12 protein-coding genes are annotated in these 12,904 nt (G+C 56.5%); 7 read left to right on the top strand and 5 right to left on the bottom strand.

Annotated features, from left to right (window positions below):
• The 3 genes from ACILQA_RS06155 to ACILQA_RS06145 form a co-directional block, all read right to left on the bottom strand.
• The coding region (locus tag ACILQA_RS06155) for a PEP/pyruvate-binding domain-containing protein (RefSeq protein ID WP_395628909.1) at positions 1–902 on the bottom strand (902 nt) is incomplete at its 3' end.
• Positions 903–944: 42 nt separating this feature from the next.
• A complete protein-coding gene (gene glyS / locus ACILQA_RS06150) occupies positions 945–3,065 on the bottom strand; it encodes a glycine--tRNA ligase subunit beta (protein ID WP_395628910.1) in 2,121 nt (706 codons plus the stop codon).
• Positions 3,062–3,949, bottom strand: coding sequence for a glycine--tRNA ligase subunit alpha (locus ACILQA_RS06145; protein ID WP_183939798.1), 888 nt, complete (start codon positions 3,947–3,949; stop codon positions 3,062–3,064). Before ACILQA_RS06145 ends, glyS begins: the two co-directional genes overlap by 4 nt.
• A gap of 176 nt (positions 3,950–4,125) precedes the next feature.
• Here ACILQA_RS06145 and ACILQA_RS06140 point away from each other — a divergent pair, with 176 nt between their 5' ends.
• The 5 genes from ACILQA_RS06140 (at position 4,126) to ACILQA_RS06120 (ending at position 7,199) form a co-directional block, all read left to right on the top strand.
• The gene (locus ACILQA_RS06140) at positions 4,126–4,566 is read left to right on the top strand and encodes a hypothetical protein (protein WP_395628908.1); all 441 of its coding nucleotides are present in this window, start codon (positions 4,126–4,128) and stop codon (positions 4,564–4,566) included.
• The gene (locus tag ACILQA_RS06135) at positions 4,563–4,766 is read left to right on the top strand and encodes a helix-turn-helix transcriptional regulator (protein WP_324478050.1); all 204 of its coding nucleotides are present in this window, start codon (positions 4,563–4,565) and stop codon (positions 4,764–4,766) included. The genes ACILQA_RS06140 and ACILQA_RS06135 overlap by 4 nt, the downstream gene beginning before the upstream one ends.
• Before the next feature lies 1 nt (position 4,767).
• Positions 4,768–5,430, top strand: a complete 663-nt coding sequence (locus ACILQA_RS06130) for a hypothetical protein (protein WP_395628907.1) — start codon at positions 4,768–4,770, stop codon at positions 5,428–5,430.
• Positions 5,431–5,485: 55 nt separating this feature from the next.
• Complete coding sequence (locus ACILQA_RS06125; RefSeq protein ID WP_395628906.1) at positions 5,486–6,403, top strand: TraB/GumN family protein; 918 nt, start codon at positions 5,486–5,488, stop codon at positions 6,401–6,403.
• A 70-nt stretch (positions 6,404–6,473) separates the two neighbouring features.
• Positions 6,474–7,199, top strand: coding sequence for a lysostaphin resistance A-like protein (locus ACILQA_RS06120; RefSeq protein ID WP_395628905.1), 726 nt, complete (start codon positions 6,474–6,476; stop codon positions 7,197–7,199).
• Here the strand turns inward: ACILQA_RS06120 and ACILQA_RS06115 are convergent.
• Positions 7,196–8,245 carry an LD-carboxypeptidase gene (locus ACILQA_RS06115; protein WP_395628904.1) on the bottom strand — a complete coding sequence of 350 codons (1,050 nt, stop codon included), beginning with the start codon at positions 8,243–8,245 and terminating at the stop codon, positions 7,196–7,198. The two genes, ACILQA_RS06120 and ACILQA_RS06115, sit on opposite strands and share 4 nt — an antisense overlap.
• Positions 8,246–8,262: 17 nt before the next feature.
• Positions 8,263–11,217: a TonB-dependent receptor domain-containing protein gene (locus ACILQA_RS06110; protein WP_395628903.1), complete on the bottom strand. Its 2,955-nt coding sequence runs from the start codon at positions 11,215–11,217 to the stop codon at positions 8,263–8,265.
• Between the two features lie 186 nt (positions 11,218–11,403).
• On the opposite strand from ACILQA_RS06110, the gene ACILQA_RS06105 reads away from it, so the two are divergent.
• Together ACILQA_RS06105 and ACILQA_RS06100 are read left to right on the top strand one after the other, a co-directional pair.
• Positions 11,404–11,841: an Rrf2 family transcriptional regulator gene (locus ACILQA_RS06105; protein WP_183939784.1), complete on the top strand. Its 438-nt coding sequence runs from the start codon at positions 11,404–11,406 to the stop codon at positions 11,839–11,841.
• A 123-nt stretch (positions 11,842–11,964) separates the two neighbouring features.
• Positions 11,965–12,741 carry a sulfite exporter TauE/SafE family protein gene (locus tag ACILQA_RS06100; protein WP_395628902.1) on the top strand — a complete coding sequence of 259 codons (777 nt, stop codon included), beginning with the start codon at positions 11,965–11,967 and terminating at the stop codon, positions 12,739–12,741.
• The last annotated feature ends 163 nt before the right edge of the window (positions 12,742–12,904 follow it).

The following is a 12,904-nucleotide window of genomic DNA, read 5'->3' as shown; positions in this document are numbered from 1 at the left end:
GCCGCCTTGGTCAGATATTGCGGGGTACGGATACCCGCGACAACATCTTCGCCCTGCGCATTGATGAGATATTCGCCATAATAAGCATTCTCGCCGGTCGCGGGATCGCGGGTGAAGGCCACGCCCGTTGCGGACGTTTCGCCCATATTGCCAAACACCATTGCCTGCACATTGACCGCCGTGCCCCAGTCACCGGGAATATTGTTCAGGCGGCGATAGACCTTTGCCCGGTCGGACTCCCATGAACCAAATACAGCGCCCACGGCGCCCCATAATTGGTCATGCACATCTTGCGGAAATGGCTTGCCCCATTCGGCCTGAACCAGCCGTTTATATTCGGCCACCAACGCCTTCAGATCATTAGCCGAAAGCTCGGTATCGAGATAATAGCCTTGGTCTTCCTTGGCGATTTCAAGCGCTTCTTCAAATGCGCCATGGTCCAGTTCCAACACCACATCGGCATACATTTGAATGAAGCGGCGATAGCTGTCCCACGCAAAGCGGGCGTCGCCCGAGGATGTTGCCAAACCTTCTACAGTTTGGTCATTAAGTCCCAGATTTAAAACAGTATCCATCATCCCCGGCATCGATACACGCGCGCCAGAGCGGACGGACACGAGCAACGGATTGGCCGCATCGCCAAAGGCTTTACCGGTGACCTGTTCAATATGCGCAAGGCCGCCCGCAACCTCTGCACGCACGCTGTCGGGGAAGCTCTGGCCATTGGCGTAATAGGCCGTGCACATCTCCGTCGTGATCGTGAAGCCGGGGGGGACAGGCAATCCAATCGACGCCATGCCGTCAAGGTTCGCACCCTTGCCGCCAAGGATATTCTTGTTGCCGCGAACGGTTTCATCGCCGTCCGAAACACCACCACCGAAACGAAATACATATTGGGTCATGCTAAGTCCTTATTGTCTGTCAGCATTCCCGGGGAGAAACCGTCAGCCTTCTATTTTCGCAAAATCCGCAACCCGGTGAACCGCATCACGGAACCGCGCCAGCAAGCCCAAACGAAACGCCCGTTTAGCGGGGTCTTCGTCGTTCACCATCACGCCGTCAAAAAATGCATCGATGGGCGCGCGCAGGCTGGCAAGCGCCGCCATTGCGCCTTCGAAATCTTCGGCATCGACCGCCGCTGCGGCATTGGGCGCGGCGGTGTCGAGCGCGGTGAGGAGGGCATGCTCTTCAGCAACCAAATCCGCCGTAGCGGGTGCAGCGGCATCAACACCGTCCGCCGCCTTCAATATGTTCGCCGCGCGCTTATACGCCGCCAACAAATTCGCGCCTTCGGCTGTCGTGATATATGCCTGCAATGCGTTCACCCGCGCGAGCAGCCGGACAAGATCATCCTCACCGCCAAGGCTAAACACCGCATCAATCAAATCGTGCCGCACGCCCGCTTCGCGTTGTTGGACTTTGAGGCGGTCGACCAAAAATTCTTCCAAAGTATCGAAGCTCGTTGCCGCTCCAGTTGCCAAGAGCATATCCTTGAGCGAACAGCGCAGGTCGTTTTGAAGCAGCAATGACAAAAAGCCGATGGCCGCGCGGCGTAATGCGAACGGATCCTTCGAACCCGTGGGCGGCATGCCGGCGGCAAAGAATTGTGCAAGCGTATCCAGCTTATCCGCCAAGCTGACCGCAACCGTGACCGGTGCGGTGGGCACTTCGTCGCCCTGCCCGACGGGCTTGTAATGGTCGCGGACCGCGTCGGCGACAGCATCCGCTTCGCCTTGTGCGCGGGCGTAGTAACCGCCCATGAGACCCTGCAATTCGGGGAATTCACCAACCATGCCGGTGACGAGGTCAGCCTTGCACAGCCGCGCTGCACGTTCGGCTTGGTCCGCTAACTCTTGTGTTCCCCGGCGAAGGCCGGGGTCCAGAACCTTATCAGAGGATTCATTGTTTGCGGGCTGGGCCCCGGCCTGCGCCGGGGAGCACGCACCTACAATGCCTTCTTCGACCAACCAGCGCGCCAGCTTGGCAACGCGTTCGACCTTGTCGGCGACGCTGCCCAATTTTTCGTGGAACGTGATCTGCGCAAGCTTCGTCGCTTGGTCGTCCAACGCGACCTTAAGGTCCTGTTCCCAGAAAAATTTCGCATCAGACAGGCGCGCGGCGAGCACCTTTTCATTGCCCGCAACAATCGCTGCCCCGCCGTCATGCGCATCGATATTCGCGGTGCAGACAAAGGCGTTGGCAAGCTTACCCGCGCTGTCATGGCAGACAAAATATTTCTGGTTTACGCGCGCGGTCAGCTGAATGACTTCTTGCGGCACTTCCAAAAACGCGGGGTCGAACCGGCCAAGCATCGGCACCGGCCATTCGGTCAGCCCGGCATTTTCGACGACCAGGCCTTCATCCTCAACCAAAGTCAGCCCTGCGGCCGCAGCAGCCGCCTTTGCACCGTCGCGAATGAGCGCGCAGCGTTCGGAGAAGTGCACGAGAACATGGGCCTCGCGAAGCTTTTCAGCATAATCGCCTGCGTTGCCAATAGTGACAGGGCCGCTGTGGTGGAACCGGTGTCCCATGGTCGTCGCGCCGCTGACGATGCCTTCGATCTCGCATGGCACGACATCATTGCCCAATATCGCGACGATGCCTTGCAATGGGCGGACCCAGCGCAGACTTTCCGTCGAAGCCGACCCCGCACCCCAGCGTTGTGACTTTGGCCATGGGAACGCACGGATAATCGCCGGAATCGCCTCGGCCAGAACATCAGCGGTCTGACGCCCGGCCTTTTCCACAACCGCGAAATACACGCCATCGCGTTCGATCAGCTGATCTTGCGTCAGGCCGGCTTTGCGGAGGAAACCCTCCATCGCCTGCGGCGGCGCGCCAACTTTTGGCCCTTTGGTTTCTTCGGAAACAGCGTCTGTCGCCAGCGGTAACCCCGTCGCAATCAACGCCAAGCGGCGCGGTGTGGCAAAGGTTTCAACCGAAGCCGCAGCCAGCCCGGCCTTGGCCAGCGCATCGTTGAACAAACGCGCCAAATCTTCCTTGGCCTTCACCTGCATCCGCGCAGGGATTTCTTCAGAACGAAGTTCCAGCAGAAAATCGGTCATGCCGTCCATCCGTTCTTTTCCATCCATGCCTGGCAGCTGCCTTTGGCGAGGTCGCGGACGCGGCCCATGTAGCTGGCGCGTTCTTGCACGGAAATCACGCCGCGCGCCTGAAGTATGTTGAAGATGTGGCTGGCCTTGATCGCCTGTTCATAGGCGGGAATGGGTAGGCTGCGCTCGAGGCAGTTTTCGCACTCCGCGGTCGCCTTTTTAAAGGCATCGAACAGCATGTCGGTGTCGGCAACCTCAAAATGATAGGTGCTCATCTGCCGCTCGTTTTCGCGGAAAACGTCGCCATAAGTAATCGCAGGGCGATCCGCGGTGGCATTGTTATACGCGAGGTCGAAAATGCTGTCCTTGTTCTGGATATACATTGCCAGACGTTCCAGACCATAGGTCAACTCGCCCGAGACCGGCTTGCAATCAAACCCGCCCATTTGTTGGAAATACGTGAACTGCGTGACTTCCATGCCGTCGCACCAGACTTCCCAACCAAGGCCCCATGCACCCAGCGTCGGGCTTTCCCAGTCGTCTTCGACAAAGCGGATGTCGTGCAACAACGGATCGATGCCAATGGCCTTGAGCGAGCCCAAATACAGTTCCTGAAGGTCCGGCGGGCTTGGTTTCAATATCACCTGATACTGGTAATAGGCGCCGAGCCGGTTGGGGTTTTCGCCATAGCGGCCATCGGTTGGGCGGCGCGACGGCTGCACGAATGCGGCATTCCACGGATCAGGGCCAAGCGCGCGCAAAGTGGTCGCGGTGTGGAAGGTACCAGCACCCATTTCCATATCATAAGGCTGCAATATCGCGCAGCCTTGCTTGCCCCAATAATCATGGAGGGTGAGGATCAGGTCCTGAAAACTAAGTGGTGCGATGTCGGACATGGCCAGCCCTTGGCGGAGATAGGCAGCTAAATCAAGGTTCTGAAAAGCGCGCGCGCCGTTTTGTCAGTGACGCATAGCATTATGTAAGGTGTTGTTGACATATTGCGCGAATCGAATTAGTAAGGTTTACATGACACAATGTCAGGTAGCATCGACTTTTTCGGGAGTCATTTTTCATGCCTTACGATCCCATGGCGCCGACACCAAGCGAACGGAGCGCGGCCTATTATATTGTCGGCATTGGCGCAGCGGCCAATCTAGTGTTGCTATCGACGCAATGGGTCACGCTTTCGTCTTTGGTTTCAGGCGGCTGCATTCTCGCCGTTGCGACATCGTTGCTGGTCGCGGTGCTATCGTCTCGTAACGATGATTATTTTCGTCATGTATCATGTATTGCCAGCAGATTTGCGATGGGCATCATTGCAATATGGTTTTGTCTTGCCGCCATCATACACATCGGAAACGGCGCGCAACTTATCGGAGAATGGGCTGGAGGAGGTCTATCGGGCGACAATGTGACGGCGGGACCAAACGACTGGTTCGCATCAGAAACACTGGCGATAACCGTCGCAATGGCATTTCACATCCGTTTCTTTTTCGAACGGTATCGCCGGTGAAAAATCAGCTGAAAGTTCTCCGCGCGATGCGGAGCTGGAGCCAAGCCGATTTGGGCGAGCATCTCGATGTATCGCGCCAAGCGGTGAATGCCATCGAGACGGGGAAATATGACCCGTCTCTGCCGCTGGCGTTCAAGATTTCACGGCTGTTTGCATTGCCGATCGAGGAGATATTCGATGACGAATTTGAAGGAGACTAACATGATCGATCGTGATGAAATCGCCGGTTCAAACGGCCGCCGCTGCATGTGGGTTATCGTTTCAGGCCTTGGCATCGTGATGACTGCAGGAGCCGTTGCCGGTTATCTCGCCGCGCATGAGGCGCAAGGCGGTGGCGCAATCGGGGCCGCTGGAATACTGACATTGTGCGCCTTTGCCACCATCATCATCGGCCTGGCGTTCGCCATGTGGAGGAACGTCAGCAAGATGAAGGCCAGTAATGAGGGGCTCACGCGCCGCGAAACGCTGAATCGCAACATGATCTACGGTTTTGTGCTGATCGGTGGTGTAATCGGTCTACTCCCTGCGTTTTACGACAAACGCATTGTGACTTCGGATGCCGGAGCTTTGCCAATCTTTACAGACAGCCCAATGCCGCCAGTCATCGCCCTGATGCTGATCTTTTTCTGGACAGTGATTATGCCGATTGTCGCCTGGTTCTGGCACAAGCGCGCAATCGATGAACAGGAAGCAAGCGCCTATCGTGACGGCGGCTATTACGCCGCATATGCGTTGCTGATCGGTGCGCCGACTTGGTGGATGCTGTGGCGCGGCGGTTTTGTCCCGGAGCCCGATGGCGTGGCCATATTCATGCTCTTTGCGTTAATATGGACGGCGGTCTGGCTCTGGAAAAAATATCGCTGATATCGAAACCATTTGCATACGATTTGTTGCTACGCGGACCTAAAGGAGAATATCTATGCGTGTACGTTTAAAGTCCGTGCTTACCGCGACCGCAGCATGTGCGCTGGCCTGGGCAATACCTGCCGCAGCGCAGACCACACCAACCGAGCCCCCCGCCGTTACCGTCAAGGATGTCGATCCCGCTTTGTGGGTGGTGAAGGACGAAGACACGACGGTCTATCTGTTCGGTTCAGTCCATCTTTTGAAACCAGGCCTTGGCTGGTTTGACGACGGCGTAAAGACGGCTTTTGACAGTTCGGACCAATTGGTATTGGAACTGGTCGAACCACCCGCCGCCGAAGTCCAAGCCCTGTTTGGCAAGTTTGCGATGGATCAACAGGGCAAGACCCTGCGTTCCAAAATGAACGATGCGGACCGCGCGGTGTATGAGGCGGCGATGGGCAAGCTTGGTATTCCGGCACCTGCTTTCGACCCTCTTGAACCATGGGCAGCGGGGATCACTTTGTCCGTTGTAGCAATGCAAAAATCCGGCTTTGACCCCAATAGCGGCGTTGAAAAACAGCTAACGGCAGCGGCGAAGGTTAGCAACAAACCCATCGCTGGACTTGAAACCATGGAGTTTCAGCTTGGCTTGTTTGATACCCTGCCGGAGGCGGAACAAATCACTTTCTTAGTCGAAACCGCAAAGCTGATTGATGAGGTGGCCAGCACCACCGACAAGATGGTCGACATGTGGGCAGCGGCCGAAACCGAAAGCCTTGGCCAGCTCATGAACGAGGGCCTGACCAGCCGCACCTTGTACGACGCCTTGCTGACGAAGCGAAATGCCAACTGGGCGAAATGGATTGCGGCGCGCATGGCAAAGCCCGGCGTGACATTCATGGCGGTGGGCGCAGGGCATTTGGCTGGCCCGACGAGCGTTCAAAATCTGCTGCCTGCTTATGGCCTGAGCGCAACACGGGTGGCCTATTAAGTTTTGATGTGTCACGAGGGAGAGGGCCCGGCAATATTCGATCGGGCCCTCAACTTTTAGCGGGATCGCAATGGACAACACGCAACGCACCGATGGCGCTTATGCCGGGTCACTGGAAAGTCCGAACTATCCGGGTCTTTGGCCCACCGCCGGGTTTATCCTGCTGTATTTTGTGCTGCAGGGGGTGTGTACGGGCCTAATCATGGCCGCGACGGGAACGAGCAATGCAAAGCCCGTCGTCATTATCTTCGGCCTTGTTGCCGCCGCGATTGTGCAATTGTTCCTGATGTGGCTGTATCTGCGCCAGCAAGGGCGGATGGCGATATTGGGGCTCAACAGTTTTGGCAAAATCCCGCTGCGTCAAGCAGCGGCGCTTGCGGTCGTTGTGATCATGGCGGCCATGGCGTTCAATTATGTTTATGCGACTTATGTCATCCCGGGTGTCGGAATGCAGGAGGAAATGGCCAAAATCCTTGCCTCCATACCGCGCACGCCCGTGAATATTGCCGCGATATTTTTCGCCATTGCGATTGCGGCGCCGATTGTCGAAGAATTGCTGTTCAGGGGCATGCTGCAAAATGCGGTTGCGAAATATGTGCCCTTTTGGGCGGCAATCCTCCTGTCATCATTCCTGTTCGCGGTCGTACATATGCAGCTTTATGCCATCCCCGGATTGATGTCGCTCAGCATCGCTTTTGGCTATCTCTACCACCGCACAGGATCGCTGCGCACGAACATCATCCTGCACATGGCGAACAATGCGTTTGCTTTGGTCGTATCCCAAATTTTGAATTAAACGACGACAGGCTCCAGCAAGCGCAGCGTTCCGGCATCGGCGTCAATTTCCGCCATGCCGCCAACGGGCAGCGTGAATTGGTCGGTAATATGCCCGAACCACGCCCCCTGATACGCAGGAATGCCCAAGCCGCCCAGATGCTGGGTGAGGACATCATTCAACGTAAACGAACCGTAGCTGGTGCCCTTATTGACGCAGTCAGTGCATTGCCCAAAGACAACGCCTTTCAGGTTTTTCAACACGCCCGCCTGCCCCAATTGGGTGAGCATCCGGTCGATGCGATATTCCGCCTCGTCCACATCTTCAAGGAACAAGATCGCGCCATTAAAGTCCGGCAAATAAGGGGTTCCGGCAAGCGCGGTCAGCACGGTGAGGTTGCCGCCGAGCAGCTTCCCCTGCGCTTTGCCCCTACCCGTGCCCAAAACGCGGGTGCGCCAACGACGCTGGGTCAGCCGGTCCTCGTCGCCCTCTGGATTAACAAATGAGGGCGTGCCCGCATCAAAGGCGATTTCGCGGTAGATGTCCCATGATGACTTGCCCCACGCGCTGCCCGCATTTGGCCCGTGTAAGGTCACAAAGCCGCCCTTGGCCGCAATCGCCATGTGGAGGGCGGTGATGTCACTAAAGCCCGTCAGCAGCTTGGGATTGGCGCGAATGATGTTCCAATCGAGATAAGGCAAAAGCCGTGCGCTGCCCCATCCGCCGCGCACCGCAAATATCGCCTTCACGTCCTTGTCCGCAAACATCGCGTTGATGTCCGCCGCGCGGTCCTTGTCCTGCCCGGCAAGATAACCGTAGCGGTTCAACACATGCGGCGCCCGTTTGGGTTTCAGCCCCATTGCGATGATGGCTTCTTCAACCAACTGGATCTGGAACGGCTCGTCACTCGCCGACGCCGGTTCAATCAGGCCGACGGTATCGCCGACACGCAAACGCGATGGCTTACGCGCGCCTTTTGCTTCAGGCGAAGCCGCCAAAAGCGGTGGAGCCGACAGCATTGCCGCCAGCCCCGCCATAATCTGACGCCGAGTTGCATTCATATCCATACCCGGCGTTCCTTTGCTTAGAACTTCGCTTCAATCGACAATGTGAACGACCGGCCACGTGGGTCAGCAACGCGTGGTTCCCAGCTGGAGCCGGCACCGGTGTTGCTGTCATAGGTGATCGCAAATGGCGGATCGGTGTCGAACACGTTCCGCACGCCAGCGGTCAGACGATATTGCTTGAGCAGATCGACGCTCACCGACGTGTTATACGTGACGTACGATTTCACCATCGGGTTGAAATCCGGACGAACGACAGTGCCATTGGCAATCCCTGGCAATGCTTGGTTCTTGTAACCGTCGCGATAGATTTGCGAGAAGTTGAAGGTGAAGTCATCCTTTGTGAACGAAACAAAGGCGCTGTGCTTCCACTTGAGGCCCAAATCGCCTGCAAAGGTGAACTGACCAATCAAGCTTGATCCGAACGGTGCCGACGGCAGAAACTTCTCACGCTTTTTCAGCAGATAGGTTCCATCCAAACCACCGGTAATCACACCGCCGAACGCATCCATGCCGCCACGCAACGCAACTTCAAGACCCTCTGTCCGGCGCGAACCGATATTGTCGGCGCGCAGGTCGATGAGCGTGATGATGTTGCTCGTGCGGGTCACGCGATCAGGGAAGTAGCTGATGTTATCGAGCAACTGACGCAGCGTCAGGGCACCAATGGTATCGTCAACTGCGATCGACCAGTAATCGAACGAGGCACTGAAACGGCTCGATGGTTGCAGAACAACGCCAATGCTGTGCTGCTTCGATGTTTCTGGTCCAAGGTTGAGGTTACCGCCTGAAAGCGTCTCTGGCGTAATCGCTGAACAGCCCGGAAGCGTGCTGACCGCACCCGTTGCGCAGGTGGTTGGATCCACCAGCGTATTGCCTGGGTTTGGTGATTGCGTAACGCCGTTGAAAATCTGGTTGAACGCAGGAACGCGGAAACCTGTATTGAACGAACCACGGAACATCAGCCAGTCAAGAGGCTGATACTTCGCGGAAATCTTGGGATTAACCGTCGAACCAAAGCCGCTATAATCATCCAGACGAACGGCACCGGTTACTTCAAGCGCTTCAAAGACCGGCACGAGAACTTCGGCATAAGCCGCCTTAACCGTGCGGTTTTTCGCAGTCAGCGCATTATTATTGTCAAAGGCCACGTTGAAAATGTCGGGCGTTCCGGTGACGGCAGCTGGCGAACCGTTGAAGCTATATGTTTCGCGGCGATAATCCACGCCAAGCGCAACCTGAACGGTACCACCGGGCAAATCAAACAGCGATCCGGACACCGAACCATCGAGTTGCTTCACTTCATATTTACCGCCGTACAGCGTTACGCCTTCGGCAGAAATGGCTTTCAGTCCAGCAAGTGCGGCATCGGATTGCGTCAATGAAAACGGGTTCAGGATACCGCTGTTCAGCAGGCCAACGATGCCAGGACGCGCTGCGCCGGGCGCTGTTGGTGCGCGTGGATCAATGCCGCCAGATACGGCGCCGACAACACCCGACGCAGTCGCTGCTGCGGCCGAGGCGAAGGTTCCACGATAATGGTATCCCGTACCCAATACCGAGGTCGATTGGCTGCGGGCGTATGAACCGCCAGCGCGATAATCCCAGCCATCCCACAATGGACCTTCAGCGCCCAAACCGGCGCGCAAGGTTTTTGTGTTGGTTTCATATTCACGCACGTCGCATGATGTACAACGCCAGCGATACGAAATTGGCTTGCCATAATTGGCCGCGATTTGTGGGAAAACGGCGAGCAGCTTGTTGTACACATCATTATACGTCCCCGCTGTCGTCGCGTTCAGCGGATAATATAATGGCAAGGTTGTGGCGTTGCCCGAATATTGGTTGTTCGAAAAACGCTTCGATGAATCGGCGTCTGAGCCAGTGATTTCAGCATAAAATTGATGGTCACCAAGTTTCGCCGTTGCGCGTCCATAATAAGTCAGCGTTTCCAATGGCTGCTGAAGAACGGCTGCGCGGCCGGTGTCCCAAGCACAGGCAAAACGTGCCGAGGTATTGGCCCACAATTGGTCATCATATGCCATGCCACCATCCATGGATGCGCAACCTGCGCCGCCGGGAAGATCGAGGATATTGATACCACCCGTGGCCGGAACAGTTGCCCCTGCCTCAAGCAAAGTAACGCCGCTTAACAGCGAGCCGGTCGGGGCAAAGAGCGCATTTGAACCGGTGGCAAACGCTGTAGCAATCGGCGTTCCACGCGTATCGACCGAAAGGCCGCGATTGGGCTGGTTACCGTTTACAAAGCTGCGATCCGAGCCGTTCAGGGCTTTATTGACGCTTCTGCTGACGGTGGCCAAGATGTTAAAGCCGTCTTCGTCCAGGTCGCCATAACCACCTGTCGCCGACAGACGGTAAATCGCGCCGCCACCTGCTTCGGCCATGTCCGTGAAGGCGTTAAGCGCTAGGCCCTGGAAATTTGTTTTGGTGATGAAGTTCATAACACCACCGATTGCATCGGTTCCGTAAATGGCCGACGCGCCGTCTTTCAGGACTTCGACGCGCTCAAGCGCGGCCATCGGAATTTGGTTCACATCGACCGCTGAGCCCGTCAGGCCGTGCGCTGCGACGCGGCGTCCGTTGAGCAGCACCAATGTCGATGCCGAACCCTGGCCACGCAAGTTGGCTGCCGACAGGCCGTTGGTGCCGCGTTGCGCACCTGATGTTACGTCCGCATTGGACGCAAGGTTGTCCGCACCATTGCCGTTGGTCGACAGGTAAGAGATGAGCTGTTCGGGGCTGTTAATGCCTTCGCGTGTCAGATCGTCGGTGGAGATAATCTGCAAAGGCAGCGCGCTCTTGGCGGGATCCTGCTTGATGCGCGAACCTGTCACGATAATCGCTGCACCTTCATCAGCGGTTTCAGCCGCGGCTGGCGGCGATGCATCTTGCGCAAAGGCAGGCGTGGTAAGGCACGTTGCCAACAAAAGAATCCCGGTTTTTGAATATTTCATATTTCACCCCTGTTATTCTAGCTCACCCCTGAGCCTCGTTTACCATCACACGCTATGCCGACACCTGTTGCAATGCAACTGCATTTGCACGCAGATCAACCAGAATTTCGGCACGAAATTCAAACTATCGCCACTTTGTCTACTTGCTGGGTTGAAAAAACAGGCCATCCGGCGCACAAGCAAATCATGCTGTCCCAGAAAACTCGCTACGCCATTCGCGCCATGCAGCATCTTGCGGACCATTTCGGTAAAGGGCCGGTGCAGCTCGCCGATATTGCCGAGGCGCAAAAGATTCCGCCCAAATTCCTGACCGTGATTTTGTCCGAACTGACACGTTCGGGGCTCGTCGCATCACAACGCGGCAAGGACGGCGGCTATTGGCTGGGCGTTGCACCCATCGACATTAGCTATGGCGATCTTATCCGCATCATGCGCGGATCTTTGGCCTTGGTCCCCTGTGCCAGCCGTTATGCGCATGAGACTTGCAAGAATTGCGTCGAGGAAGAAAATTGCCGCACCCGCGCCCTCATGCTTCAGGTGCGCGACAAGACCGCTGACCTGTTGGACGGAATCAATCTGTGCGACAATGTTGACGCTGAAGCATTTGCACAAGCGGCGGAATAATCCACTTACCGCGCTAAACACGTTCTTGGGCGCTCCAAACAAATTCGTGAGATACAAAGCGGTGGCTAAAGAAGTGACTCCCGATTATGCATTCACCGTTCCATCGCAAAAGGCGAGACTTGGATGATTGACTATATTGCCAGTATCGACTGGTCTGCCGTCGCGCCTTATGTCGCGGTCGGTTTTGCCGCGCAGTTGGTCGATGGCGCGCTTGGAATGGCGTTTGGCGTCATTTGCAGCACCTTGTTGGTCAGCGTCATGGGCGTCGCGCCTGCCCGCGCATCTGCTGGCGTGCACTTTGTTGAAATGTTCACAACGGGCGCATCGGGCATCAGCCATGTGTTGCATAAAAATGTCGATTGGAAGCTATTTGCCCGCATTGCTATTCCCGGGGTGATCGGCGGCTGTACCGGCGCCTATCTTTTGGCAAGTGTTCATACAGAGGCAGCGCGCCCGTTTGTCATGGGGTATTTGACACTTATCGGCTTTTACCTGCTGTATAAGGCATGGAACTTCACCCATCAGCACAAGCCCCGCGATCCCAAGGTGACGATGCCGCTTGGTCTTGTGGGCGGCTTTCTGGATGCGTCGGGCGGCGGTGGCTGGGGCCCAGTGGTTACCTCTAACTTGCTAATCCAAGGCGCTGATCCCCGCAAAACCATTGGTACCGTCAATACCGCGGAGTTTTTCCTGACAATTGCAGTGTCAATGACCTTCATCCTGACGATTGGATTAGAGGCGTTTACGGTTGTCACCGGCGGCCTGTTGATTGGCGGGTTGCTGGCTTCTCCGTTCGGCGCGATGGTTGCCAAGCGCATTCAGCCGCGCATGTTGTTGTTCGCCGTCAGCATCGTCCTGATCGCGACCAGCATGTTCAGCCTCTACAAAGCATTGGCCTGATTCCGCACACAGCTTGCATTTGCGGCATAACCTGCATATAGGCGCGCCCTTGTCGTGCATGGTCATCCCTGGAGGCGTGGCGGCAAGGTAACTTTTTTTGGAGAATTAACATGAGCGATCAGCTGACATTGTCGGCAGAGACTCGCAATGCGGCCGGCAAGGG

The sequence above is a fragment of the Sphingorhabdus sp. genome (assembly GCF_044239005.1).
In the GTDB taxonomy this organism is placed as follows: domain Bacteria; phylum Pseudomonadota; class Alphaproteobacteria; order Sphingomonadales; family Sphingomonadaceae; genus Sphingorhabdus_B.
Note: the sequence above shows the minus strand (reverse complement) of the source record. Positions and strands in the feature narration are given on the sequence as shown.